Genomic DNA, 25,666 nt, shown 5'->3' on the forward strand with positions numbered 1-25,666 from the left:
TGAGAATTCTCTAAGGCGACGCCGAACCTTGTTCTCCGCCGGCTCCGTCCGCTTGCCCGGTCCATGGACATCGTGCCGATTCCGAGCCGGTCCGCTGACTCGCCGTCGTCGTGGCGGGCGCACTCGGGGGCGCCCAGATCAATGCCTGGGCGCCCCCGAGGAAGGCGCGATACGCGGGGCGGAGCTTCAAGCGGATCCGCCTACCGCCACGCGGGTCACACGACGAACGGCGCGGCTAGGAATCCCAGCGCCACACATACGATGATGGCGGCGGTTCCGGGAAGCACGAAGGGGTGGTTGAGCACCACCTTGCCCACCCGGGTGGAGCCGGTGTCGTCCATCTCCATGGCCGCAACGGTGGTCGGGTAGTTGGGCAGCAGGTAGTAGTTGGCCACGGCGGGATAGGAGGCCAGCAGGGCCGTGCCCGGCAGACCCAGGGCCACCATGAGCGGCATAAATGCGCGCGTGGTGGCGGCGTGGGAGAACATCAGCGGCGCGGCGAAGTAGAAGAAGACCGCAACCAGCCAAGGCGCAGCCTGGAAGGGGCCGGACAGGGCGTCGGAGATGGTCTCCTCGTAGTGGTTGACAAAGGCATTGCCCAGCCAGGCCAGGCCGAGGATGCACACGGCGGCGGTCATGCCGGCGCGGAAGGTGTCCTGGGTGGCGATCTGTGCGGTGGGCTTTTTCGCTACGGCGCAAATAATCGCGGCGGTGGCCAGCATGATCGTCATGATCGCCGGGGTGGAGCCCATCGGCGGGGCGGACATGATGTTCAGCTCGGGAGAGGCGACGGTGGCATAGGTGACCACCACGATGAGGGCGATCATGAAGATGGTCAGGGCCGGCACCGCGCTGGGGGCTGCCTTGTAGTCGGAGGCGGCAGCGGCGGAGGGCTTGACCAGGCCTTTGGCCTTGCGCTCGATGTAAACCGGGTCGTCCTCCAGCTCGGAGCCCTGGAAGTAGGCGACGACGGCGCCGACCATGCAGCCGATGAAAGTGGTGGGGATGACGATGGCCAGGCACTGCAGGTAACCGATACCGATCGGTTCCAGAGCGACGACGAGAGCCACCATGGCTGCGGAGATGGGGGAGGCGGCTACGCCGACCTGCGAGGAGACCACGGCGATGGACAACGGACGCGAGGGGCGGATGCCGTGCCCCTTGGCGACATCTACGATCACCGGGATGACGGAGTAGGCGGTGTGTCCGGTGCCGCACAGCAGGGACATCAGGTAGGTGACGATCGGCGCCAGGAACACGATCTGTTTGGGGTGCCTACGTAGAAGGACCTCGGTGAGATGAACCAGATGGTCCATGGCGCCGGCGAGTTGTAGCGCGGCGACCGTGCAGATCACCGACATGATGATGCCGATGACCTCCCAGGGGGCGGCCTCGGTTGAGGTGTGCACGCCTGTTGCCACCAGCACGAGGATGCCGGCGCCGCCTGCCAGACCGATGCCGACACCTCCCATACGGGCACCGATGACTATGAACAGTAAGACGACGGCCAGATGGAACCAGATCATCATCGATCTCCTTTCGGGACGGGGGGACATTGCTGCCCTCAACCGGTCGCCCGGCAGACCGTCAGCGTCCCTGTCGGGGCAGGGACGCCAGCAGGGCGTCCTCCGGGGAAGGATGAAGGCAACCTGCTGTGATGGTAGACATAAATCGTCTTTGCTGTGTGTATTTTGGGCATCCGGATGTCATGACTGTTGGTCGTCGACGATGCCTCAACATCGGAACGCAGCGTGTGAGAATCGGTTTCGACGGCCGCGGCGTGGCAGTATGTAGATGTCCGTGCGCAGTCGGTGCACGGAACGAACCGGAGGAGAACCCGTGGAGAGCGACAACGTGGAGGGGCGCCAGTGAGTGGCAGCAGTGCGCGTCCCCTGCGCATAGGGATCATGGGTGGCACCTTTGATCCCGTCCACCACGGCCACCTCGTGGCCGCCTCGGAGGTGCAGGACGTCTTCGGTCTGGATGAGGTCATCTTCGTTCCCACCTGGGCGCAGCCCTTCAAGAAGGATCGACGGGTCTCACCGGCCGAGCACCGCTACCTGATGACGGTGATCGCGACCGCCTCCAACCCGCGTTTCACGGTCTCCCGAGTGGACATCGACCGGGGCGGCACGACCTACACGATCGACACGCTCCACGACATCATGGCGGAGTATCCGGGCGCCGAGCTGTACTTCATCACCGGTGCGGATGCCCTGGCACAGATACTCACCTGGAAGGACAACGAGGAGATCCTCTCCCTGGCACATATGGTCGGGGTGACCCGGCCGGGTCATGTACTCACTGATACCGGCCTGCCCGCGGACAAGATCTCGCTGGTGGAGGTGCCCGCCATGGCGATCTCCTCGACCGACTGCCGTGAGCGGGTCGGTCGGGGTGGTCCCGTGTGGTACCTCGTTCCCGACGGCGTGGTCCAGTACATCCGCAAGTACGGTCTGTACCGCGTGCCCGGGCGGTCGACGTCGACAACATCGATGACCGCCCATGTCGCGCGTGAGCAGTCCCTGAGGAAGGAGAACGACGGTGAGTGAGAACACCGACGTCAACCAGCCCGACTCCGGATCAGCGGGCGCCGGCCCACGCCGCAGCCGTCGCGCCATGCGTGAGGCGGAGCGCGCCGCGGAGCGCGAAGCCATCCTGACCGGACAGCAGCCGCTGCTCACCCGCCGGGAGATGCGGCGTCTGCGCGAGGAGGCGGAGGCGCTGCAGCGGGCGTTGAAGGCCGGGGAGATCACCCCCGAGCAGGCGCGTGCCCTTCAGGATCCGCTGGCCGACCAGCCAGTAATCGACTCGCCCGTCCCCGAAACCGCTGGCCATCACACCGCTGGGACGCCCGCCCCGGCCGACGGCATGCCGGGCGGGCAGACGACGCCGCCGACTCCGGCGACTGCGGGAAGTCCGGCGGAGCCCGCAGTGGAGGTCTCCGCCGCTGCGAGCGCGGACTCGCCGGCTGCCGGGGGTGGCCTGCCGACCAGGCAGGCGCGTACGCCGGAGCCCGCGCTCAGCCCCGATCCGGTCCGGGTCGACACCGCGCCCGCCGCTGCGGAGCCGGCACGGCCGGAACCACCAACGCTGGCGGAGGTAGCCCCCTCCGCTCCGGCCCTCACGCCGGAGCGGCCCGCGCAGCCGGAGCGGCCCGCGCAGCCAGAGCAGGAGGGCTCCAGCACGTCAAAGAACGACGTCCCCGCGGGACAGTCCGATACCGCCTCCCCCCAGGTGGCGGATGCCAGACTGACCGACGCGCAGATCGAGGAGATATCTGACCTGCCTACCGGTGTGCTGGGGGCGGTGGAAGCGCCGATCGTGCAGACGCCTCCCGCAGCGCCCAGTCCGGCCCCGGTACGTCGTACCCTCACGGATCGGTTGGCCGCCTATGAGGCCGGACAGTCCACGGCAGAGTCCGTCCCGGCGGTCCGGTCCGGCCCTGCCCCAACGGATGTGGTCTCCACAGGTGCCGACGGCGCCGGCAGCGCCGACGACGCCGATGCCCGAGCAGAGAAGGATGCCGATGCCCGAGCAGAGAAGCTGGCTCAGGACGCCGCCGTCGTGTCTGCCGACTCGGGTCCGGACTCCGAACGGGTCGGCACGGCGGTGCCACCGCGCCGACCGATCGTGCCGATCCCGGCCGCCGCCCAGGGCGTGCGTACTGTGGATGCGGATACCGGCGAATTGAGCTCGGTTCAGCCCGTGATCCAGCCGGATGCCGCTCTGCAAATTCCGCAGGCCGTTCCTGATACGGCGGATGAGACCGACAGCGCCGACGTGGAGCCGGATACGGAAGACGCGGAGTCGGACGCGGAGGATGGGCAGAGCACCGCCGTCGAGACGGACGCTGAGGAAGCGGACGCCGAGGAAGCGGACGCCGAGGTCTACGGCGGTATCGACAATCCCCAGTGGCGCTCCCTGAATGACATGGACTCGGCAGCAGATGCCGCCGACCGGGCTGAGCGCGGGCCGGTGGGCGGCCGAAGTGCTAAGTCACCCGCCGTGGCCAGCGCCGCTGCCGGTGAGTCGGAGGCTCAGGCTGAAGGCGGCTCACGTGCGGGTCGTACACTGCTGATTATTTTGCTCGCCGTGGTCCTGGCGTTGGTAGTGCTCGCCGTGGTTTGGTTCCTGTACAACAACGGCATCATCGGTTCCGTGCCGCGGGTAGCGGGCGACTGGGAACGATTGCTCATCTAGCCGGGGCGCAGATCTGTGGCGTCGGCTTGGCCACACTCGTTGGCCCGGATGCACAGGTCCGTAGATCGGCACGTAGAGTTGAAGGCTGAAGCCACCGCACCAGCCGGAGAAGGAGCCCCGTGCCCGCTACTGAACACGCCGCCGAACTGGCCGCCGTCTTGGCTCACGCCGCAACCGAGAAGAAGGCGGAGAGCGCCGTCGCCATCGACGTGTCCGATCGCCTCCCCTTCGCGGATGTCTTCCTGATCGTCTCGACCGCCAATGAGCGCCAGGCACGTGCCGTCGTCGACGCCGTCGATGAGGCTGCGTTTAAAGCAGGGGCCAAGGCACGGGCGCGCGAAGGGCTCGAGGAGCTTCGTTGGGCGCTTCTCGACTACGGCGAGGTGGTAGTGCATGTCTTCCAAGCGGAGGACCGCGAGTACTACGGGCTTGAGCGCCTGTGGAAGGATTGCCCGCTGGTGCCGCTTCCCGCTATCGAGCTGGCAGCCACCCGGGGCTGAAGTCGGTCAGGAAGTCGGACTCCTACGGGGTAGAAGATGACTACCAGACTGGTTCTTTGGCGTCACGGCCAGACGGAGTACAACGCGGGGATGCGAGTGCAGGGGCGCATCGATATTCCCTTGAACGCGGCCGGCCGTGAGCAGGCTCGATCCGCCGCTCAGGGACTGGCCGCCTTGGAACCCGTGCGGATCATCTGCTCCCCGCTGTTGCGCGCTCGGCAGACCGCACGGCCACTGGCCGAGTTGACCGGCGTCGACGTCGAATTTGATGAGGGTCTGCTCGAGCGAGCCTTCGGAGAGTGGGAAGGACTGTCACGGCAGGAGGTGGAGGCGGGCTGGCCCGAGGCTTATGAATGCTGGCGCCGCGGGGAGGACCCTGTGGGTGTCGGTATGGAGACGCGGCGGGCGGCTTCGTTGCGTGTTGGCGGCGCATTTCAGCGCATTGCGGATGAGACCGGGCCATCGGCCGCGGAGGCGGAGCAGACCGTGGTAATCGTCTCGCACGGCTCCGCTATTACGCTTGGTGTCGGCTACCTGCTGGGACTCGACCTGTCTTCCTGGTTCGGGCTGCGCGGCTTGGACAACTGCCATCGTGGCATTGTGGCGCCGGGGGAGCGGGCACCGGGATGGATGCTGGTTGAGTGGAACGTGGCATGAGCATGCAGGTGGTCCGGGGGCCGTGATTGCGGGGGCCGTGTTTGCGGGTGAGGCACCGCACGCTGTTTTGATTTGCCCGAGACGCCGCTGACTTCGTAGAGTTTGGTCGTTGCCTGCGAGGGTGACGCCCGCGAGGGGCTATGGCGCAGTTGGTAGCGCGCTTCCATGGCATGGAAGAGGTCGGGGGTTCGAATCCCCCTAGCTCCACGATCACCACCGCGATCAGCGGTGTGTTGGTTGCCCGGGGCTATGGCGCAGTTGGTAGCGCGCTTCCATGGCATGGAAGAGGTCGGGGGTTCGAATCCCCCTAGCTCCACGCAGTGCATGCTTCCGGCTCCTCCCATTGGTGGAGCTTTTTTCATGCTCGGGTGGAGCCGACCATCGGGTTATCCGGCTCTTCGGGTTTGGGGGTTATCGGCGCAAACGTGGTGCTTTAGACCGGCGTGTCGTGGTGTTCTAGCTGGTTGGTCGGGCCCAGCCTTTGTATTTCTAGAGGCCTTCTTCGGGGGTGGGGGTGGTGCCCCATCCGGTGGGGTGCGTGCTGGCGGTGGTGGGTGTGGGCCTGGTCGGCTGCCGTCCGCGTACTTGGACCGCGTTCCTGCGCTTGGACCGCGCTTTTGCGGTTGGACCGTCTGAGAGTGCGTTTCAGGTGGTCCAACGGCAGCTAGGTGGTCCAACGGCAGCTAGGCGGTCCATCGGCAGCCAGGTGGTCGATGGGTGTTTGCGGTGGGAGGGCGGAGTGGTTTGTCGGGTGTGGCGGATCGGGCGGAGCTGTGCTGGTGGGCAGTGTGTCGCGAGTCGGAGCGTCAACGGGCAGCTGGCGCTGGCAGGCCCTCCGCCCGCGCTAATCGTGTTCTCACGCCCCGTGTGTTTTACCCGCGGATGCCAAGCACCGGTGCGGGTTAACCTCCCAGACCATGTTCACCCCGACTTTGCCGCGCGATGCCAACCAAAACGGCTCTTCGGATTTGAGGGTGTGGGTGGGTGGAGGGCTGGGGCACGTTGTCGCGGGCTTGCCCGCGTCCTCGAACCGGCCTGCGTCGCCCTGCCCACACCGGCTTGTCCGGCAACCGGGGGCGTGGCGGCCGGGTCTGCACACCACAGCCGCCCGAGCAAAGCCGCCCAAATGCCGGTTTACATTGGAAGCACGCGTACGCTGATTCTCGGCCCGAATCCGTACGCACTGGTCCGCCCGCCGCACCAGGGTGGTTGGCCGGCCGCTCAAGCCCGATGACCGAATTCGATCGTTTCTGAACCAGCTGGAGGAGGGGGGTGCGGCCCGCGTGTCGGTGCTGGCAGGACGTGGTCAAAACCCCCGCCGAAACCGAAACTGGCGATAGACCGTTTTCGACCTGGCCGGGTAGACTTATGTTGAGATGAAAGGATGTGGGCCATGGTTGAAGTGACAGCGACTCGTGTGCGGTTCCGCGACGTCAAGCCCTATGACGCGCCCGCGTCGCTCGATGAGCTGCGCGGGCCCTATGAAGGTCCCATCGACCTGCCTCACTCTGTGCGCTGGCAGGCTGATCGGCTTGGTGTGGACGTGTCGAACCCGGGCTGGCGTCGTATGGCCTATCAGGCGCTGCTTGCCGAGGGGACTGTAACGGAGCAGGTCCGCTTGATGAATCGGGATCGGCTTATTGAGACGTGGCCGGTCCTGAACATGGATCCACGTGTGCGCGTCCTGTGGGAGGGACGCTTCCCCCAGCTTCGGGTGTCCGTGTGAGCGGTGACCAGGAGGACCAGCGGCGCATCACACGCCTGGCCTTGGAGGCTGCCGGCGACGAGGCCGGCTTCGCCTTGGCCGGCTCGGGCGCAATCCGTGAGCATGGGTTTATCGACCGGCCTACAGAGGATGTGGACCTATTCACCGTCGAGCAGGCTCGCGCCCAGTTCGGCACTTCGCTTGACCGGATTATCGCCGCGCTGCGGGCGGCCGGTTATACCGTGGAGACCCGTCGCCGTCAGGACACGTTCGCCCAACTCAGCGTCGTCAGTGCGCAAGGGCGCAGTACCGACATGGATCTGGGTGTGGATTGGCGGGCTCACCCTCCTGTGCGGCTGGAGGTGGGGCCCGTCTTGTCCGTTGAGGATGCGGTGGGTAATAAGGTGGGTGCCTTGTTCTCGCGGGCCGAGACCCGCGATTATCTCGACGTGGACGCAATCCGGCGTTCCGGCCGGTACAGCGACAAGGAGCTGTTGGGGCTTGCCCCTGTTTTGTGGACACGAGGGGTTGGTTCATGCGGCGTGTTCCAGCATAGTGGCTGGCGTCGCGGGTGTGTAGTGGTTCTCGTAAGTGTTCGGGGGCAGGTTGTCGCAGTAGGAGTGCCGTCGTACGGTGTTGTAGCGAGTAAGCCACCTGAAGGCCTGCCGTCGGCAGGTGGTCTCGTCGGGCCAGGCGCGTTGGTCCATGAGCACTTCCCGCTTGAACGCGGCATTGAAGGACTCCGCCAGGGCGTTGTCGGCGCTGGTACCCACCGCGCCCATCGACTGGGTGACCCCCAGGTCCTTGCAGGCCTTGTGAAACGCCGAAGACGTGTAGACGCTGCCGTGGTCGGAATGGAAGACAGCCCCTTTAAGGCTCCCGCGCTCACGCGCGGCAGCCTGTAGGGCGTCGACGACGAGGCTGGTGCGCATGTGGTCGCGCACAGCCCAGCCGACCAGGCGCCTGCTGTAGCAGTCGATGACGGTGGCCAGGTACAGGTTGCTCCCGTCAGCCAGCGGCAGATAGGTAATGTCGCCCACGTACTTGCGGTTGGGGGCATCGGCGGCGGTAGTCCCGTTTCAGCAGGTCGGGGTACTTCGACGCCGCCTGGTCGGGGACGGTGGTACGCACCCGGCGCCGTTTGCGATACCCCACAATGCCGCCGGCCCGCATCAGGCGGGCAACCCGCCTTGCGGTTGATCCTGCTCCCGCCGGACTCGGCCTGCTGGTCGCCTGGTTCGGCGGCGGGTCCTGGGAGCGCCCATGGCCCGGTCACCGGCATTGATGGCCCTTATCCGCTCGGTCAGGGCGGCATCTGCCGCGGCCCGCTCGGCTCGTCTGGTAGCACCGGCTTTCCAGGCGTAGTAGGAGGAGCGGGCTACCTCCAGCAACTCACAAAGCCGCTCCCGCCCCATGGGTGGCTGCATGGTCGGCGACGAACTGGAAGCGGCTCACCAGATCGTCTCCCCCGCGAAATACTTGGCCGCCTGCTGCAAGATCTCCCGCTCCCGGGTCAGCTTGGCCCGCTCCGCCCGCAGGGCGGCGTTGGCCGCCTCCAGGCGGGCGACCCGCTCCTCCATCGACTCCTCGGCTGGCGGCTGGGTCCCGGTCCTGTCCCCGAGGTCGGTCTTGGGTTTGAGCGGGCTGGGGGCCGGTGCCCCATCCGGACCGGTCTTACCTCCGGTGCCCCACCGGTGCAGCCAGCCGCGCAGCGTGCCCCGGCAGACCCCCAGGTCCTGGGCGATGCCGCGCACGCGTCGCCCCCGGTGTCGTCTCGTACAAGTCCACCGCCTGACGACGCAAGCTCCTCCGAGTAACTCTTCATAACCATAGTCAGATCATCTCGCTCTCCCCAGCCCCGCAGGGCCGGAATCAGCGTGTCCAACAAACAGGGTCAAGGCCCATAATCACCGTCACGTACCGGTCGCCCTTGCGGGTATGCCGCCAGACGTGTTCGTCCACCCCGTGGACCTCCACACCGGCCAGACGGCCGGGATCATTGATCAAGGCGGTTTTAGCCCGCTCAAGGACGGCCTCATTGGCGGTGTGCCAGGACACCCCCAGCGACGCTGCTACGCGCGCCACGGACATGAACTCCACCCCCACGGCCCGGATCGCCCACTCCTTGGCCGCCTGGGTCAGCAAAGCCCGCTTGGCCGCGGCCCTAGAACAGTCTTGGCGCCACACGCGATCGCATCCCTGGCAGCGCCACCGCCGCGACCGGACCAGCAGGTGTGTGGGACGCCAGCCCAACGGCACGTGCGCCAGGCGCCTGGACACGGTCCCCACCGCCACGCCCTGGGCCCCACACCGTCTACAAAACGCATCCTCCTCAGCCACCCGTAGCCGGCACTCCACCAGCGCCTCGCAAGGGGTGATCCGCTGGCCGGTGGCGGTAAGTCCCAGGGCGTCCAGGCCCAGGAAACTAGCAAGATCAGGAGCAGTGAAGGTAGTGTCAGTCATGTCGAGGTCTCTGTGATCGGTGGTGTTAAGCGAACCCCAATCATCGGGGACCTCGACCCACACCCGCCCCTGCGACACACGCACCCGCCACTACCCACCACCACACCCCCAAACACGAAGAGCCACCAAAACCCCGATCTTAAGTACCACGTTCACGCCGATAACTCGATCTTGAGTAACACGCTCGCGCCTACAACTCGGGCCGACCGGATTAAGGGCCTCCGATTCGTGTCGGAGGTGCCTGGCAACATCTGCTGCATGAACGGGAAGAGCTCCGAAGAGACGCTGAGGCGATGGCCGGCTGCGCGTGCGCGGGCGGTTCAGACCGGTGGCAGTGGCCGCCGTCGGACGTCGGCCGGATCTCTCACTCAACCATCCCTCTGCTCGCCTGCGGACGGTCTACGCTCGCAGTCGGGGCGCACAGGAGCATGTACACGCTCACACATATTAGTCACCACAATTTGTTTAGGAGACGATGATGACGACTGAACTCTCACTGGACACCCTGCGGAGCAAGCTCGCGGACCCGGAGTGGGCTGCGGTCCGCGTGGAGGCCACCTATCAGCCCAGCGGAGGTCCGGGCGCGCGCGTGTATCCGCCAACCTTCCCCACCAATGGGGAGAACTCTCCCTATCTGCTGGAGGATCGGCGCTGCGATGGTCAGGTTCGTAAGGCGACGGTGCTCGACCAGGTGCCGGCCCAGAACAACCGCTGCGAGGAAGCCGAGGCGAAGGCTTGGCGTCAGGGCATTATCCGTATGCCCATGCTGCGGATGAGGCACGATGGCGCCGCGAGCTTCGAGCTCATCGGCCTGGAGGCACCCCACCGCGCCTTCGACGCCTACTGGCGTGACTGCGAGCTTGACCGCGTCAAGTTCGACCGGTCCGAGATCGGAAAGGCGATTCTGGCCGCGTCGTTGGAGGATGCGACGGCGCTGCTGACCTATGACCCCGCCACGCTCGTCTACGGCGGCTGGAACTCCCACCGCAAGGGACGGCAGTCCAAGTTCCCGCGCCTGTACGCCAGCGAGATGATCGGTTGGGACCCGGTTGAGGGTGAGCGCAAGGCCGGGCGCATGGACCCTGCGAACCTGACCGGATCGCGCAAGGGCGAAGGCGATGAGTGGACGTACTCGTCCTCGGAAGGGAAGAAGGGGACGAAGCTCAGCGAGATTGGGCACGGCAATATCGCCCCGGGTGACGCCCACGGCGGTGTCACCATTAGCGAGGCAACTCGCACCGCCGTCCTCAGCCTCACCGCCACCCGGCGCCTGGGCTTCGGCTCCATGGATCCCGCGGCCGTCGAGGCCGCACGAGCCCTGCTCGTCGCACTCGGGCTCTTGGGGGACCGGCTCGCCTTTGGTGACGCGGGCCTTTGGCTGCGCAGCGGCTGCGACCTGGTCGTGCTGACCGAGCAGCTGGAGTGGATCGGCCGTGGTGGAGTGGCGGAGTCCTTCGCACTGTCCCCGAGTGGGGCGGTCCGGTTGTACGAGGAGGCGCTGCAGGCGGCGCTGGACGCCGGGATGCCACTGCACCTGAAGACCGTTGAGCTGGTTCCCAACGAAGCCCTGCGCAAGGCGATCGACTTCAGCCTGACCAAGGCCGAGTCCACGGGGGAGTGACATGACCCTCCGCTTGGACATCACGCTCCTGAGCGAGCGTTACGACGCCGGGGGAGGGGAGGACCCGCGTGCCGCAGAATGGCCTCCCCACCCGGCCCGGGTCTTCGCGGCTCTGCGCGCCGTAGCCGGTGAGGATGAACTAGGACCGTTGGAGAAGTTGGAGTGCCTGGCGCCGCCACTGATCCATGCCTCCAGGGCGGAGACGCGGCGTTCTCGGGGGTTTGTGGTGACGAACCACGACCTAACGATCAGCGAGCTGAAGAACAAAAAGGGAGGACACCAGACCCATCCCGCACGCACCAGCGTCTTGCGGCAGCGCACCAGCAGTCTGCCCGAAGACGCCCGCGTCCAGTTCGACTGGTTGGATGACAGCACGCTGTCCGATGACGCCGTGGCAGAGCTAGATCGCCTTGCCCGGCGCGTGCCGTACCTCGGTCGCTCGACGTCTCCGGTAACGCTCGCCTTCAGCCGGGTGGACGATCCTTCGCCGCTGCCGGGCCTGACCACCTATGAGCCGACGGTAGGACGCAGCCCCCTGAGTATCCGGGTGCCCTACCCCGGTTATCTCAATGAGCTCGACGCGCTGTATCAGGAGGATCAGCCCGCATGGCAGGCCGCCGGTCCGCGTGCGCGCCGCTTCTACCGCGAGGTCGGATTTGGCGAGACCAGTGACCACAGCAGTGATGAGAGCAACGAGGACATCCCCGTCATGGACGAGATCGATTCCCCCTACCCGGACCTGGTGATTCTCAGGTTCGAGGAACTGCGACCCGCAGGGAATCTGGTTTCCATCTTCACCGAGGCCCTGCGCCGCAAGGTTATGGGGCGGACGGAGGACCCGCTGCCTCCTGCACTGCACGGCCACGGCACGCCCGGACTGCCGCATGTGGCCTACCTGGGGCTGCCCTTCGTGGGCAACGAGCACGCCGACGGGCAGCTCATGGCCCTGGCGGTGGCGATCCCCGGCCTCGAACATGATGAACGTCTGCGCATTCTGCGGGGCATTGTCGGGAATGATCCCGAACGGGACGTCCTGCTGCGCGTTAACGGATTCAAACAGAGTTTTCGACTCCGGTATGTGCCGGATGAGATGCGGCCCTTCACTGCCACGGTCGAACGTTGGACGGGGCCAGTTCGCACGTGGGCGACGGCAACACCACTGGTCCTGGACCGCTTCCCGAAGCGCGGTGACCTCGCCACGGCAGTGGCCGAGTCACTAGTCACCGCCGGCCTGCCGGAGCCGCGTGAGGTTGAGGTGAGCAAGGAGCCGATGATGTACGGGGCCGTGCGGCTGAAGCCACGGGAGCTGCCCAAGCGCTGCCAAGGCCGTCTGTACACGCATGCGCGCGTCACCTTCGACCGTCCCGTGCACGGGCCGATTCTGGCGGGGGCGGGGCGCTACTTCGGCGTCGGGCTGTTCGCCCCCGAGTATGGGGAGGGACGGCGATGAAGGCCACCGATTTCGAGCAGTTCATGCGGGAAGTCCACGGGCATGATCCGTTCCCCTGGCAGTCAGCCGTGGTTGAGCAGGCCGTGGAAAAGGGGAGCTGGCCCGCAGTGGTGGACGTGCCCACGGGCCTGGGCAAGACCTCCATGCTGGACGTGGCCGTGTTCCTCCTGGCGCTTAGCGCCGGAGACGAGGCCCCCGCAGGCCTGGGGCGCCGACGTATCTTCCTAGTGGTGGATCGTCGCATCGTGGTCGACCAGGCCGAGGCGCACGGTAAGCGCATTGCCGATAAGCTGGAGAGTGCAACCGAAGGAACCGCGCTCGAGGTTGCCCGGCGACTACGGGGCCTGTTCGGCGCATCGCAGGGCGAGGCGGCGCTGCGGGTGGTCAAGATGCGCGGAGGCACGACCTGGGACGCCGCCTGGCTGCCGCGTCCCGACCTGCCCGCCATAATCACCGGCACTGTCGACCAAGTGGGCAGCCGCCTGTTCTTCCGCGGATACGGGGTCAGCAAAGGACGACGGCCCATTGATGCCGCGCTCGTGGGAACCGACTCGGTCATCATGATTGACGAGGCCCACCTGGCACAGGCCTTCACCACTTCGCTGGCCTCCGCCCGCCAGGCCGACCGGACCAGCGGGCTGGGGCTGCCGGAGAGTTCGGTGATTCACCTGAGCGCGACTAGCGCGGAGAGGCCCGGGAAGAACCCCGATGCCTGGGAGGCGTCATTCGATGAGGACGCGCATCTACGGAATGAGACCGCCAAACAGAGGCTGACCGCGCCTAAGCACCTGACGTTCCTCAAATCCACCGAGAAGAAGATCGTCAAGGACATGGCTGCCCTGGTATGGGACCTGTTCAATAAGTCTGATCAGTCTGAAAAGCCCGATGACCACCGGGTGCTGGTGGTGTGCAATACGGTCGTCCGCGCCCGGGAAGTGTATGAGGCACTCACCACCGGAAGGACGAAGCTCGGCGACGTCGAGGTGCTGCTGCTCATGGGGCGTTCGCGCCCACTGGACCGTGAGGGGATCGCCGAGCGGGTTACCGAGCTGTTCGGTGCTGGCCGGGAACCAAGTGACCACAAGGCGGTGCTGGTGGCCACCCAGACCATTGAGGTCGGCATCGACCTCGACGCCACGGACATGGTCACCGAGACCGCGTCCTGGGACGCGCTGGTACAGCGCTTCGGCCGGGTCAATCGGCGGGGAGAATTTGGCGCGGCGAAAGTCACGGTGGTGGAGGATGAAGCCAAGAAGCCTCCCGTATACGGGGACGCCAAGAAGTCCACGGCGGATTTCTTGCGTGATGCAACGCAGGACGGCCTGGATGTGTCGCCCTTGGCGCTGCGCCAACTGGAGGTGCCGGAAGGGCTGAGCGCTCCGCGGCCCCCGCTCCCGCTGCTGCTTCCCGCCCATCTGGACGCCTGGGCGAGGACGAACCCTGCTCCGGTGAACGATCCGCCGGTCGACCCCTACCTGCACGGAATCGACAAGTCCACGCCTCCGGTCACCATTGCCTGGCGGGCAGGATTGGTGATTAAGGACAGCAACGAAGACGGCGCCGACGCACGGAAGCTGCTGCCCGCAGATCATGCCGGGGCCGTGGTGGATGCTGTGCCGCTTCGGAGCGAGGAGTGCGTGGAGGTATCGCTCATGGCGGTACGCGCCTGGCTGCAAAAGGGCAAGCCGGAGAACCTGGCCGATGTCGATGACGACGATGGCTTCGACGATATCCCCTTCAAAGAAGACGACAGTGACCGGCAGGTGCTGCGCCGAGGGGCGGACGGAAGGTGGGAGACGGCCTATGCCTCCCGTCTCAAGCCGGGAGACACGATCGTTGTCCCATCTGAGTACGGCGGTCTGGACCGCTTCGGCTGGAACCCTTCCAGCAAGGAACCCGTAAAGGACATCTCCGAACTTGCCTCCCTGCGACGCGGGCAGCCCATTCTGCGCCTGGACTCTGACCCGGGTCTCCGACTGGGGATTCCGCCTTTCGAGGGGCTGCGGGAACTGGTGGCCGACTGGCGAAATGCGGAGGAGCCGGAGGACCGTGACGCCTATCAGGGCGCCCTCGTAGAGGCGGCACGCCAGTGGCTGGGTTCCTCCGGCGCCCCCGAGTATCCCTGGACGCCGGAGGACATCGAGTGCTTGCAGAACGCTTTTGGGCATAGCGGTGCCTTCGTCGCAACCGGCGTGGACCGGAGCTATCGTGGCAGGAGCCGGGGGCCCGCCGACAATGGTTCGGAGGAACCGATTCCTGTGCTGCGTGGCACCGCTCCCGCAGATGACTGGCGGACCGTCGGCACGAGCGGAGGCATCGTGGGCGGTAATGCCGCGTCATCAGTGCCGTGGCGTGCCGTCGATGAAGAGGACACGGAAGGCAGCTCCAGCCTCAACAGGCGGGTAACCCTGGCGGAGCATCTGGCGGCGGTGAGCGAGCGCGCCCAGCAGATTGTCACCAACTTGGGGCTGCCGGAGGAGCTGCGGCGCGTCGTCGTCGACGCGGCCCGCTGGCACGACCTGGGCAAGGTGGACTTGCGCTTCCAGACCATGCTGTTCGACGGGTCCCGAGTCGCCGCGGAGCTTGCGAGGGAGCCGCTGGCGAAGTCCGGCATGCCGCCCGGGGACCGTGGCCGGCGTCGGCGTGCGCTGCGGCTCAGTGGCCTGCCTCGCGGTGCCAGGCACGAGGCGTGGTCCGAGGCGATCGTCGCCGCCCACCTGGAGCGGCTCACCGAGCCCTACCCGGGCGACGTCGAGCTGCTCCAACATCTCGTGGCCAGCCACCACGGCCGCGCCCGGCCTTTTCTACCGGCCGTCGATGACCAGGGAGATGGTGTCCTTCGCGCGGCGATCGGGGACATCAACGCCGAGGTTCCGTTGCCGGTCGAGTTGCATCTGACCGACGCGGATCGATTCGCCCGACTCAATGACCGGTACGGCCGGTGGGGCTTGGCGCTACTGGAGTCCGTGGTGCGCAGCGCCGACATGACCATTTCATCGGAGGGATCATGAACCAAGTCAGGTTTCCTGCACTGGTCGGCGAATCGCCGTTGGCCATTCTCGCCGCCATCGGTACATTTCGGCTGATCCATGACTTCGTCGATGACGATGCTCGACTGGCCTGGGCGTTGGACGACCGCGCACCGGTGCTGCACTCGAAGCTGGCATCGGTTGACGCCGTCGCTGAGGAGCTGTCGGAAATCGTCGCCGAGATGCCCCAGGACGTGCTGGTGCCCGGAGGACCTCCGGGGTTTCCGCCTCCCGGGGAAGCGCCTGACAAGTTGCGGCTGAAACAGGGACAGTTATTTGAACGCTTCGGTGGCGATCCTCCGTCGCTCGTAGTGCAGAAATGGCTCGCCAGCTTGGTTACGGACCTCGTCACCGACGACAAGGGGCGCGGTGCTATCAGCCAGTTCACCGCGCCCGCAGGGAAGCAGTCCATGTCGACCATGCTGGAGAAACCCCTGCGGCTGGTGCAATCCGAGCCTGAGTATCTGCGTCAGGCCCTGGTTGGCTGGCGCAGAGTGTCGGGCGTAACCGGCGAGTACCTGGATCACCGTGCCAACTGGGACAGTGGCGAGGACGGCAGGGGCAAGGCGGAGATGCGCGGCGTGCCCGGGGCGACATGGCTAGCGCTCATGTCCTACCCGTTGTGGACTACCACGGCCGCTGGGAAGCTGCCCCGCACCAGCGGGTGGCACAGCCAGCCGGTCGGTCGTGACTACCGTCGCTCGGCTCCTGAACTGAGGCTGCCTTTATGGCGAGAGCCGTTGGGGTTGGCAGCGGTGAAGGCACTGGTTGAGGACCCGGTCCTGGATGGAAAGTGGGACGCCGTGGAGCAGGACAAGCTTCGCGTCATGGGGATCTTCTATGTGTGCCGTGCGCATCGTCGTAAGGCGGAAGGTGGGAAGTCTGCGGGTGTATTGGTGCCGCTGCCATGAGCGTCGGCACCACCAGGCCTGACCTGCCGGGACTGCCGGAGACGGTGCCCGCACGCATGCTGAACGAGTTCGTGTACTGTCCCCGGCTGTTCCACCTGGAATGGGTGCAGCAGCAATTCGCCACCAGTGACGACGTCGAGGAGGGGCTGTACCTGCACCGGGTCGTTGACCGGGAAACGGGGGACCTGCCGGATAAGTCCGAGGCGTGGAACGGGCGGGTCGCCAGATCCGTTTCGTTGTCTTCACCGAGGCTCGGACTGGCCACCAGGCTGGACCTCGTGGAGGACGGCGGGGACGGGACTGTCGTCCCGGTCGACTACAAGAAGGGGCACCCCAACAAGGATGGTGGTGCTTGGCCCAGCGACCGTGTGCAGTCACTGGTGCAGGCACTGCTGCTGCGCGAGGAGGGCTACGCCGTTGAACGGGCGGAGATCTGGTACGCCGAGACCCGGCAGCGTGTCCACATCACCGTGGACTACGCGGCGCTGCAAGAAGTCACAGAGATCGTGACGCGCGCATGGCAGGTTGCTGCCGACCCGTCGGCACCCCCGCCGTTGCGCGACAGCCCGAAGTGTGCCCTCTGCTCGCTGGTGGGCATATGTCTGCCCGACGAGTTGGACGCTTTGCAGACGCCTCCGAAGCAGCGCAGGCCGTTGAAGCGGTTGATGGCGCCGATTCTGGAGGGGCGCCCGGTCTACGTGACGTTGCAAGGCGCGGTGGTCGGCGTGCGAAGCGACCGGCTGGAGGTGCGCTTGTCGGGCGAGTTGAAGGCCAGCTATCGCCTGATAGACGTTAGCCAGGTGTGCGTCTTTGGGAACGTGACGGTGTCCGCCCAGGCTGTCAGGAGCCTGCTTTCACGTGACATCCCGGTGCTGTGGTTCAGCTACGGGGGCTGGTTCTCCGGCATTGCTGAAGGACTTCCGGGTAAGAACGTGGACCTGCGGATCGCGCAGTTCCGTGCCTCCGAGCAGCAGCAGCTTGAGATCGCGCGCCGGATGATCTCCGGAAAGATCCGTAACAGCCGCACGATGCTGCGCAGAAATGCGCGTGGCGAGATGTCTCGAGTTGGCGAGCAACTCAAGCAGCTCGCCATCCAGGCGATGCAGGCTGAGTCTTCGCAGCAACTGCTCGGTATCGAGGGCACGGCCGCACGCCTGTACTTCGGGAGCTTTCCGGCCATGGTCGGGAAGAACTCACGTGTGGACGTCTCGGACTTCCAGGAGAACGGGCGCACGCGGCGGCCGCCGAAGGATCCACTCAACGCAGTGCTGTCCTTCTGCTACACGCTGCTGGTAAAGGACCTGACTGTCACGCTCATGGGGATCGGCTTCGACCCCTACTACGGGATGTTCCATAGACCCCGGTTCGGGCGCCCTGCGCTCGCGTTGGACCTGGCGGAGGAGTTTCGGTCCCTGGTAGCAGAGAGCGTGGTGCTGCAAGTGCTGAATAACGGTGAGGTCGGTCCGCAGGACTTTCAGAGTCGGGGCGGCGGATGCATGCTGGAGGCGAGTGGTCGCAAGGCCGTGCTCAGGGCGTACGAGCGGAGGCTGGACCAGGAGATTACGCACCCGCAGTTCGGCTACAAGGCTTCGTACCGTCGCGTCATGGACATCCAGGCGCGGATGCTGGGCGCAGTTGTGCTGGGAGAGCTGGATGACTACACGGCTATGGTGACTAGATGAGGACGAACCGACGCCGGTATCTCATCGCGTACGACATCCGCAAGCCCGTGCGGCTGCGCCGAATCTGCAAGTTGATGGAGGCTAACGGTGAACGGCTCCAGTACTCTGTGTTCATCTGCGATCTGAACCGGACCGAGTTGATCCATTTGAGGGCTGACAGTGAGGAGATCATGAACCTCGACGAGGATTCGGTGGTGATCGTCGACCTCGGCGAGTTGGGGGAGGATCGCTTCACGTTCGTCGGTCGGCGCGCAGGACTGCCCACGCAGGGGGCCCAGATTGTTTAGCGAGCGCTCCGGTGCCGCCCCGATCCCCGGGGAGCGCTCGAAAGCGTGGTACGGCGCGGTTTTCCGGCAGTTGGAGGATGAGCTTGTGCGATTGGGCAGCTCGTTTTTACACTAGCGCTCGCGAGACCACGTAGAATCCTTGACCAGCCGCGGCAAAATCCGCGAGCTCTCTTCCCGGTCTCCAAGGCCGGGCTCCATTGAGGCACGTGCAATACGGTAGCCCGAAACGCCAGCCTGTGCTCTTCCCGGTCTCCAAGGCCGGGCTCCATTGAGGCGGCGAAATAGCGGGGTCGTAACCCGTCCCTGCCGGCCTCTTCCCGGTCTCCAAGGCCGGGCTCCATTGAGGCACGGTGGCGGAGGTGGCCGACAGCTCGACGAACTCGGCTCTTCCCGGTCTCCAAGGCCGGGCTCCATTGAGGCCTCCACAAGCTCGCCCGCGTGCTCGCGGTCGTAGGTCTCTTCCCGGTCTCCAAGGCCGGGCTCCATTGAGGCCCGTCGTCGTAGATGAACTCAGCTAGTGAGCCGAGCTCTTCCCGGTCTCCAAGGCCGGGCTCCATTGAGGCGACCGATCACGCTCGCGCACCCTCAGGTACCTCAACTCTTCCCGGTCTCCAAGGCCGGGCTCCATTGAGGCCCGGCGCTACCCGGTTCGGCCGGTCGACGCCGCGCTCTTCCCGGTCTCCAAGGCCGGGCTCCATTGAGGCACAAGACAGCCGCTCTAGTGGTGGTTGCGGCGCGGACTCTTCCCGGTCTCCAAGGCCGGGCTCCATTGAGGCCGGACCATCCGCCGCCAACCCTCATCATCCACCGCTCTTCCCGGTCTCCAAGGCCGGGCTCCATTGAGGCAGGCTGTTTGTAGCGCGTCGGTGAGCGCGCGGGCCTCTCTTCCCGGTCTCCAAGGCCGGGCTCCATTGAGGCTGGTTGAACAGGCCGATGTCGACAGAGAATTCTCGCTCTTCCCGGTCTCCAAGGCCGGGCTCCATTGAGGCTTGTAGTCCAAGGCTCCCCCTCTCAATGTCTTCCTCTCTTCCCGGTCTCCAAGGCCGGGCTCCATTGAGGCAGCGAGGAGGTGCAGTGGGCCGACGAGGACTACCAGCTCTTCCCGGTCTCCAAGGCCGGGCTCCATTGAGGCCCCTACGCCCAGGTGTGCGGCGAGCTCGGACTGGGACCTCTTCCCGGTCTCCAAGGCCGGGCTCCATTGAGGCCGGTGCAGCACAGTCACCTGCTCGCCGTGGGGGCGTCTCTTCCCGGTCTCCAAGGCCGGGCTCCATTGAGGCTCGTCCGTCAGGAGACCCGCATTGACCAAGCCGTCGACTCTTCCCGGTCTCCAAGGCCGGGCTCCATTGAGGCATCAGTGACGACACGTCGAAGACCACGGACCGGTCCCTCTTCCCGGTCTCCAAGGCCGGGCTCCATTGAGACAGACCTGGGCCGGCGCTGGCCGGGTGCAGTAGCAGTACTATTCCCGGTCCCCGCGACCGGGCTCCATTGGACGGCATTGGCGCAAGCCGATGCCGCAGGTCGACAGCCGTCGGCCACACCGCCCCTGCGCCGGCTGTGCGGGCGCAGGCCCACGGGCAAATCGGGCGACTGCAGGGGCCCGGGCCGCCGGAACGCGGCTCGGGCCCTGCTGCTCGGTATTCGGCTCCGGCTTGTACCTGGGTGGATCACATCCCGCCCAGGAACTGGGCGATGAAGATCTTCACGATCATGGCCACGGGGTAGACCATCGCATAGCCGAGTGCCACGCGCGGGTCGGAGCCAGTGCGCTCATTGGCGAAGGCCAGAACCGCAGGTTGGGTCTGCAAACCACCGATCAGGCCGGACAGGCGCGTGCCCCCCATCTTCACGATCCAACGCATGGACGCATACATTCCGAAGCCCACAATCGTGGTGATGATGAACCCGGTGATCAGGATGCGCCACCAGTCGCCGCCGGTGAACGCATTGGCGATCTGACCGCCGGCGCGGACGCCGGCCTGCGCCAGGAAGATCAGCAGACCCAGCTCGGCGAGCACCGCCGTGGCGGTGAACGGCATGGCGGTCACAAAACCCTTGATGCGGCCGATGCGTCCGAAGATCAGGCCGATGATCAGCGTGCCCGCCGCAGAGCCGATGGAGAAGGTCGAACCATCGGGCAACGGAATGGCCCACTCACCGATGATGATGCCCACAGCCATTCCCAGACCCATGGCCACCGGGTTAATGGAGGACAGACCGTGGGCGGAGTCGCCGAAGAACTTGGAGATCTCGGCCATGCGTCCGGTCGGTGCGACCACGCGCACCCGGTCACCCAGCTGCAGCACCACCTCGGGGGTGCCCACCATGTCGACATCTCCGCGGCGCACCCGCGAGACCGTGGCGCCGAATCGACGATCGATGTCCAGCTCGGCCACGGTATGTCCGGCAAGTTTGGGATCGGAGACCGTGATCCGGCGGAAGTCCAGGAATTTGCGATCCTCAATCAGAGAGTGGGAGGAGGGGTGGCCGATCTCACGAATGACCTGATTAACGGCATCCTGCGTGCCGACGACGGTGACCAGGTCATCCTTGTAAATCTTGTCAGTCGGGGTCGGGCGGGTGATGGGCCCGGTTTCGCCGCGACGCAGGCGAGAGAACTTCATCTCCCCGCTCACGCGTTCGGTGATGTCACCCAATGCCGGACCGTCCTCGCGCTCCACTCGCACTGTGCGGTTGATCAAGGGGGAGGGGGCGTCCTTGTCCGAGCGGCGGTAGCGCAGGGCCAACAGGCAGAAGAACAGCATGCCGATGACACCGTACAGATAGGCCACCGCGTATCCGACCGTAGCGATCGCCATGCCGTCTGCATGGCCGGCGGCGGTGGCCGCGTGGCCGGCTGCCGCCAGGGCGGGAGTGTTGGTGAGAGCTCCTGCGAAAGTGCCGGCGATCATCGCCGGATCCATGCCCAGCCAGCGCCCCACACCAACGCCAGCGCCTGCGCCCACCACCAGTACCGCCAACATGATCGCCAGAGGGCCCGCAGCGGTTCGCAGCACGTGGAAGAAGTTGGGGCCGGACTGAATGCCGATGGCGAAGGTGAAGACCGCCAGTCCGAGCGTGCCCATCTGAGCGGGGATCTCAATGGTGATGCCCTCGGCGGTGCCCCAGGCAGCCAGGACGATCCCGGCGAAGAGCACGGCCGCCGCTCCCAGGCTGACGCCAGCCACCTTGATGCGGCCGATGAGCATGCCGATCCCGATCAGCAGGAACAGGACGAGAACCGGGTTCTCGGCCAAGGCGTTTAGCAGTCCGATTGCCACGCGCGAATGCCGCCTTCCGAATCATTCCAGCCGTGGCGAACACGTGTACGCCACGGCGGTGCGGTTGAGTTGCCAGGACATTCTCGCATCCGTCCCGATGGCTCCCGGCGGACCAAAGACCGCGCCGCCGCGAGAGGCATCTGACATCGCTTGCAGTGTGCCCTCTTCGAATCCGGTGCCGCTCGTTCCCAGTCTGAATCCGGCGCCGTCGTTCGATCGTCTCCTCAGGCTACGTGATTCCACTATATGAGATCACGGACGGCGGAATCGACGGCGTGCCTCGGCCCGACATACGGTTCCTCCCACACCGGCCTTCGCGCCGGTCGAACCAATGCGCCAACACTCGGATCTCACGGATAGGAGGGCGGATGATGGTTCGTGACAGCAGTTCCCCGGGCCAGAACCAACAAGTGATGACGGGTGCTCAGGCGCTCGTGCGTTCCCTTGAGGAGATCGGCGTCACCTACATCTTCGGCATGCCGGGCGGAGCCATCCTCCCCTTCTACGATCCGCTGCTGGCCAGTGAGAAGATCCGCCACGTGCTGGTGCGCCATGAACAGGGTGCCGGACACGCCGCCGAAGGTTACGCCATGGCCACGGGGAAGGTCGGAGTGTGTGTGGCCACCTCCGGGCCGGGCGCCACCAACCTGGTGACCGCCATCGGCGACGCCCATATGGACTCGGTGCCCATGGTTGCCATCACCGGGCAGGTGGGCACCGCCGCGATCGGTACCGACGCCTTCCAAGAGGCGGACATCGTCGGCTCCACCATGCCCTTCGTCAAGCACTCCTTCCTGATCACCTCGCCCGATGAGATCCCCTGTCGCGTGGCGGAGGCCTTCCACTTGGCCTCCACCGGACGCCCCGGGCCGGTGCTTATCGACTTCACTAAGGACGCACAGGTGGGCGAAGCCGAGTTCCACTGGCCGCCCCGCATGGACCTGCCCGGTTACAGTCTGCCCGGCAGACCCAACCAGCGGCGCATCGCCCAGGCCGCCGAGGCCATCGCCTCCGCGGAACGACCGGTCTTCTACCTGGGAGGCGGCCTCAACCGCGCCGGCGTCCCGGCTGAACAGCTGAAAGAACTGGTGGAGTTGGTAGGCGCCCCGTTCACAACTACGCTCACCGCCCTGGACGTACTTCCCACCGACCATCCGCTCAACCTGGGCATGCCCGGAATGCACGGCACCGTCGCGGCGGTCGGCTCCCTGCAGCGCGCCGACCTGATCATCACCCTCGGTGCCCGCTTCGACGACCGCGTCACCGGTAAACCGGACACCTTCGCCCGCCATGCCGCCGTGATCCACGTCGACATCGATCCCGCCGAGATCTCCAAGATCCGCACCGCGGACGTGCCGATCGTCGGGGATCTGAAGGACGTCGTACCTGCGCTGACGGCGGCCTGCCGCGAGCAGTTCACCGCCGAACCCCGCACGGAGATCGACCAGTGGCTCACCGAGGTGGCGCACATTCGTGCCACCTACCCCACCGACTGGACCGACACCGACGACGGCCTGCTTCAGCCCCAGGAGGTCATCACCCACCTGGACAGGGCTGCCAGCGAAGACACCATCTGGGTCACCGGTGTGGGCCAGCATCAGATGTGGGCGGCTCACTATCTGCACTTCCACCGCCCCCACTCCTGGCTGACCTCCGCCGGCGCGGGCACCATGGGATACGGTGTCCCGGCGGCCATGGGGGCCAAGGCGGCCTGCCCGGACCGTCCCGTCTGGCTGGTCGACGGCGACGGCTGCTTCCAGATGACCAATCAGGAACTGGCGACCTGCTCGCTCAACAACATCCCCATCAAGGTAGCCATCATCAATAACTCGTCCCTGGGCATGGTGCGGCAGTGGCAGACCCTTTTCTACGGGGAGCGCTACTCCAACACCGATCTGCACACCGGTGCGGGAACCAAGCGTGTCCCCGACTTCGTCAAACTGGCCGAGGCCTACGGGGCTGTCGGACTGCGCTGCGAGCGGCTGGAGGACGTCGACGACGTCATCGCCCAGGCCAATGCCATAAACGACCGTCCCGTCGTCATCGACTTCATCGTGTCCGCCGATGCCCAGGTGTGGCCCATGGTCGCCGCGGGCGTGTCCAATGACGAGATTCAGCACGCTAGGGGCATGAGCCCGGCGTGGGAGGAGGACTGAGACCATGAGCGAGAAGCACACGCTGTCCGTTCTGGTGGAGAATAAGCCCGGCGTGCTCACGCGCGTGTCGGCACTGTTCACCCGCCGCGGCTTCAACATCCATTCCCTTGCCGTCGGCCCCACCGAGCACGATGACGTTTCGCGCATCACGGTGATCGCCGACGCCGAGGGCCCGGCCATGGAGCAGGTAACCAAGCAGCTCAACAAGCTCGTAAACGTCTTGAAGATAGTCGAGCTGGACCCGGACACCTCCGTCGGTCGTGAGCTTTACCTCATCAAGGTCCGCGCCGACGACTCCAACCGGACCGCCGTGCTCCAGATAGTCGACCTGTTCCGGGCGCACGTCGTGGACGTGTCTCCCACCTCGGTCGTCATCGAGTCCGTCGGCTCGCAGTCCAAGGTCAAGGCGCTCCTGGACGCCCTGGCCCCCCACGGGGTTAAGGAGATCGTCCAATCCGGCGCGGTTGCGATCTCGCGCGGTCCCCGTTCCATCACCGATCAACTCAAGGAGAAGTGAGAACCCATATGGCAGCTGAGAAGTTCTACGACGACGACGCCGACCTGGCGGTCATCCAGTCCAAGAAGGTGGCCGTGATCGGCTACGGCTCGCAGGGGCACGCTCACGCCCTGAACCTGCGCGACTCCGGTGTGGACGTCGTCGTCGGCCTGCGCGAGGGGTCCGGCTCCGCCGCCAAGGCGCAGGAGGCGGGCCTGCCCGTCAAGCCGATCGCCCAGGCCGTGGCGGAGGCCGACGTCACCGTGGTGCTGGCGCCCGACCAGGTGCAGGCCGAGCTGTACCAGACGGAGATCGAGCCCAACCTCAAGTCTGGCTCCGCCCTGCTGTTCTCCCACGGCTTCAACATCCATTTCGGCTACATCACTCCCGCCACGGATGTCGATGTGGTCATGGTTGCGCCCAAGGGACCCGGCCACACCGTGCGTCGGGAGTTCGAGGCCGGCCGGGGCGTGCCCGTGCTGGTGTGTGTCCAGCAGGATGCCTCCGGCCAGGCCTGGCCGCTGGTGCTGTCCTATGCCAAGGCAATCGGCGGCACTCGCGCCGGCGCCATCAAGACCACCTTCCGGGAGGAGACCGAGACGGACCTGTTCGGTGAGCAGACCGTCCTGTGCGGTGGCGTGTCCAAGCTGATCCAGTACGGCTTTGAGACGCTGGTCGAGGCCGGCTACCAGCCCGAGATGGCCTACTTCGAGGTCTGCCACGAGCTCAAGCTCATCGTCGACCTGATCAATGAGGGTGGCATCTCCAAGCAGCGCTGGTCCTGCTCGGACACCGCCGAGTATGGCGACTACATCTCCGGCCCGCGGGTGATCACTCCCGACGTCAAGGAGCACATGAAGGAGGTCCTGGCCGACATCCAGGACGGCTCCTTCGCCAAGCGCTTCATGGATGACCAGGCCGCCGGAGCTCCGGAGTTCAAGCGTCTGCGCGCCGAGGGCGAGGCTCACCCGATCGAGGCCACCGGCCGCGAGGTGCGCTCCATGTTCGCCTGGCGCGCCGACCTTGACAAGGACTACACCGAGGGCTCGGCTGCGCGCTGAGCGACTGGCGACTGCTCGGGGCAGATGCGTCCCAGGTGGGGGCGGCGGGGCGGACCCGTCGCCCCCACCTCTTTCCCTGCGTCTAATCGTTATAGAATGCCGCTAAAGTCGCGTTTTGACTACGTCGTCGCGTTCTCGCATGGGGACTGTTCGCTGAGGATAAA

General features: G+C 66.0%; 17 protein-coding genes, 2 tRNA genes, 2 pseudogenes and 1 CRISPR repeat array. Of the genes and pseudogenes, 17 read left to right on the forward strand and 4 right to left on the reverse strand.

Annotation, left to right across the window (positions count from 1 at the left end; all coding sequences use genetic code 11):
• Window positions 1–215: 215 nt before the first annotated feature.
• Window positions 216–1,529, reverse strand: coding sequence for an anaerobic C4-dicarboxylate transporter family protein (locus tag CWT10_RS04920; RefSeq protein WP_233188200.1), 1,314 nt, complete (start codon window positions 1,527–1,529; stop codon window positions 216–218).
• A 339-nt stretch (window positions 1,530–1,868) separates the two neighbouring features.
• On the opposite strand from CWT10_RS04920, the gene nadD reads away from it, so the two are divergent.
• From nadD to CWT10_RS17895, 8 genes and pseudogenes are all read left to right on the forward strand, one after another.
• Complete coding sequence (gene nadD / locus CWT10_RS04925; RefSeq protein WP_269843785.1) at window positions 1,869–2,552, forward strand: nicotinate-nucleotide adenylyltransferase; 684 nt, start codon at window positions 1,869–1,871, stop codon at window positions 2,550–2,552.
• Complete coding sequence (locus CWT10_RS04930) at window positions 2,545–4,203, forward strand: hypothetical protein (protein WP_103063543.1); 1,659 nt, start codon at window positions 2,545–2,547, stop codon at window positions 4,201–4,203. The genes nadD and CWT10_RS04930 overlap by 8 nt, the downstream gene beginning before the upstream one ends.
• A 119-nt stretch (window positions 4,204–4,322) precedes the next feature.
• Window positions 4,323–4,703 (forward strand): ribosome silencing factor, encoded by a 381-nt coding sequence (gene rsfS / locus CWT10_RS04935; protein WP_103063544.1) that lies wholly within the window; start codon window positions 4,323–4,325, stop codon window positions 4,701–4,703.
• 36 nt (window positions 4,704–4,739) lie between these two features.
• Window positions 4,740–5,360, forward strand: coding sequence for a histidine phosphatase family protein (locus CWT10_RS04940; protein ID WP_103063545.1), 621 nt, complete (start codon window positions 4,740–4,742; stop codon window positions 5,358–5,360).
• A 134-nt stretch (window positions 5,361–5,494) separates the two neighbouring features.
• Window positions 5,495–5,567 (forward strand) — tRNA-Ala (locus tag CWT10_RS04945).
• Window positions 5,568–5,603: 36 nt separating this feature from the next.
• A tRNA-Ala gene (locus CWT10_RS04950) sits at window positions 5,604–5,676 on the forward strand.
• A gap of 1,077 nt (window positions 5,677–6,753) precedes the next feature.
• A complete protein-coding gene (locus CWT10_RS04955) occupies window positions 6,754–7,086 on the forward strand; it encodes a transcriptional regulator (protein ID WP_103063546.1) in 333 nt (110 codons plus the stop codon).
• Window positions 7,083–7,544 (forward strand): annotated as a pseudogene (locus CWT10_RS17895) (nucleotidyl transferase AbiEii/AbiGii toxin family protein); the annotation flags it as partial. The gene CWT10_RS04955 and the pseudogene CWT10_RS17895, both read left to right, overlap by 4 nt.
• A 54-nt stretch (window positions 7,545–7,598) precedes the next feature.
• Here the strand turns inward: CWT10_RS17895 and CWT10_RS04965 are convergent.
• Together CWT10_RS04965 and CWT10_RS04970 are read right to left on the reverse strand one after the other, a co-directional pair.
• Window positions 7,599–8,896: pseudogene (locus tag CWT10_RS04965) on the reverse strand (IS3 family transposase).
• 41 nt (window positions 8,897–8,937) lie between these two features.
• The gene (locus CWT10_RS04970; protein WP_244936779.1) at window positions 8,938–9,252 is read right to left on the reverse strand and encodes a helix-turn-helix domain-containing protein; all 315 of its coding nucleotides are present in this window, start codon (window positions 9,250–9,252) and stop codon (window positions 8,938–8,940) included.
• A gap of 751 nt (window positions 9,253–10,003) precedes the next feature.
• On the opposite strand from CWT10_RS04970, the gene cas7g reads away from it, so the two are divergent.
• From cas7g to cas2, 6 genes are read left to right on the forward strand one after another with little or no spacing between them, the layout of a single operon-like run.
• On the forward strand, window positions 10,004–11,149 hold the full coding sequence (gene cas7g, locus CWT10_RS04975; protein WP_103063927.1) for a type I-G CRISPR-associated RAMP protein Csb1/Cas7g: 1,146 nt from the start codon (window positions 10,004–10,006) through the stop codon (window positions 11,147–11,149).
• A 1-nt stretch (window position 11,150) separates the two neighbouring features.
• Complete coding sequence (csb2, locus tag CWT10_RS04980; RefSeq protein WP_103063926.1) at window positions 11,151–12,599, forward strand: type I-G CRISPR-associated protein Csb2; 1,449 nt, start codon at window positions 11,151–11,153, stop codon at window positions 12,597–12,599.
• A complete protein-coding gene (gene cas3g / locus CWT10_RS04985) occupies window positions 12,596–15,610 on the forward strand; it encodes a type I-G CRISPR-associated helicase/endonuclease Cas3g (RefSeq protein ID WP_103063925.1) in 3,015 nt (1,004 codons plus the stop codon). Before csb2 ends, cas3g begins: the two co-directional genes overlap by 4 nt.
• A complete protein-coding gene (locus CWT10_RS04990) occupies window positions 15,607–16,539 on the forward strand; it encodes a type I-G CRISPR-associated protein, Cas3-extension family (RefSeq protein WP_103063924.1) in 933 nt (310 codons plus the stop codon). The genes cas3g and CWT10_RS04990 overlap by 4 nt, the downstream gene beginning before the upstream one ends.
• Entirely contained in the window at window positions 16,536–18,221 is a 1,686-nt protein-coding gene (gene cas4g/cas1g / locus CWT10_RS04995) for a CRISPR-associated endonuclease Cas4g/Cas1g (RefSeq protein WP_199176375.1), read from the forward strand. Before CWT10_RS04990 ends, cas4g/cas1g begins: the two co-directional genes overlap by 4 nt.
• Window positions 18,218–18,508, forward strand: a complete 291-nt coding sequence (cas2, locus tag CWT10_RS05000; protein ID WP_103063923.1) for a CRISPR-associated endonuclease Cas2 — start codon at window positions 18,218–18,220, stop codon at window positions 18,506–18,508. The genes cas4g/cas1g and cas2 overlap by 4 nt, the downstream gene beginning before the upstream one ends.
• 168 nt (window positions 18,509–18,676) lie before the next feature.
• Window positions 18,677–19,930: a CRISPR direct-repeat array (repeat unit 36 nt; unit sequence CTCTTCCCGGTCTCCAAGGCCGGGCTCCATTGAGGC).
• Window positions 19,931–20,175: 245 nt separating this feature from the next.
• On the opposite strand, the gene CWT10_RS05005 is transcribed toward cas2, so the two are convergent.
• On the reverse strand, window positions 20,176–21,789 hold the full coding sequence (locus CWT10_RS05005; RefSeq protein WP_103063922.1) for an aspartate:alanine exchanger family transporter: 1,614 nt from the start codon (window positions 21,787–21,789) through the stop codon (window positions 20,176–20,178).
• A gap of 371 nt (window positions 21,790–22,160) precedes the next feature.
• Between CWT10_RS05005 and CWT10_RS05010 the strand changes: the two genes are divergently transcribed.
• The 3 genes from CWT10_RS05010 to ilvC are packed head-to-tail and all read left to right on the forward strand — an operon-like array spanning window position 22,161 to window position 25,502.
• Window positions 22,161–23,945, forward strand: a complete 1,785-nt coding sequence (locus CWT10_RS05010; protein WP_103063936.1) for an acetolactate synthase large subunit — start codon at window positions 22,161–22,163, stop codon at window positions 23,943–23,945.
• Window positions 23,946–23,949: 4 nt separating this feature from the next.
• The gene (ilvN, locus tag CWT10_RS05015; protein ID WP_103063921.1) at window positions 23,950–24,462 is read left to right on the forward strand and encodes an acetolactate synthase small subunit; all 513 of its coding nucleotides are present in this window, start codon (window positions 23,950–23,952) and stop codon (window positions 24,460–24,462) included.
• An 8-nt stretch (window positions 24,463–24,470) separates the two neighbouring features.
• Complete coding sequence (ilvC, locus tag CWT10_RS05020) at window positions 24,471–25,502, forward strand: ketol-acid reductoisomerase (RefSeq protein WP_103063920.1); 1,032 nt, start codon at window positions 24,471–24,473, stop codon at window positions 25,500–25,502.
• Window positions 25,503–25,666: the final 164 nt, after the last annotated feature.

The sequence above is a fragment of the Actinomyces qiguomingii genome (assembly GCF_004102025.1).
GTDB classification, from domain to species: domain Bacteria; phylum Actinomycetota; class Actinomycetes; order Actinomycetales; family Actinomycetaceae; genus Actinomyces; species Actinomyces qiguomingii.

What these genes read in the sequence shown, in the direction of transcription:
- CWT10_RS04920 (WP_233188200.1), bottom strand. Translation starts at nt 1,529, where the DNA reads ATGATGATCTGGTTCCATCTGGCCGTCGTCTTACTGTTCATAGTCATC.
- CWT10_RS04940 (WP_103063545.1), top strand. Translation starts at nt 4,740, where the DNA reads ATGACTACCAGACTGGTTCTTTGGCGTCACGGCCAGACGGAGTACAAC.
- CWT10_RS04955 (WP_103063546.1), top strand. Translation starts at nt 6,754, where the DNA reads ATGGTTGAAGTGACAGCGACTCGTGTGCGGTTCCGCGACGTCAAGCCC.
- cas7g (WP_103063927.1), top strand. Translation starts at nt 10,004, where the DNA reads ATGATGACGACTGAACTCTCACTGGACACCCTGCGGAGCAAGCTCGCG.
- csb2 (WP_103063926.1), top strand. Translation starts at nt 11,151, where the DNA reads ATGACCCTCCGCTTGGACATCACGCTCCTGAGCGAGCGTTACGACGCC.
- cas3g (WP_103063925.1), top strand. Translation starts at nt 12,596, where the DNA reads ATGAAGGCCACCGATTTCGAGCAGTTCATGCGGGAAGTCCACGGGCAT.
- CWT10_RS04990 (WP_103063924.1), top strand. Translation starts at nt 15,607, where the DNA reads ATGAACCAAGTCAGGTTTCCTGCACTGGTCGGCGAATCGCCGTTGGCC.
- cas4g/cas1g (WP_199176375.1), top strand. Translation starts at nt 16,536, where the DNA reads ATGAGCGTCGGCACCACCAGGCCTGACCTGCCGGGACTGCCGGAGACG.
- cas2 (WP_103063923.1), top strand. Translation starts at nt 18,218, where the DNA reads ATGAGGACGAACCGACGCCGGTATCTCATCGCGTACGACATCCGCAAG.
- CWT10_RS05010 (WP_103063936.1), top strand. Translation starts at nt 22,161, where the DNA reads ATGGTTCGTGACAGCAGTTCCCCGGGCCAGAACCAACAAGTGATGACG.
- ilvN (WP_103063921.1), top strand. Translation starts at nt 23,950, where the DNA reads ATGAGCGAGAAGCACACGCTGTCCGTTCTGGTGGAGAATAAGCCCGGC.
- ilvC (WP_103063920.1), top strand. Translation starts at nt 24,471, where the DNA reads ATGGCAGCTGAGAAGTTCTACGACGACGACGCCGACCTGGCGGTCATC.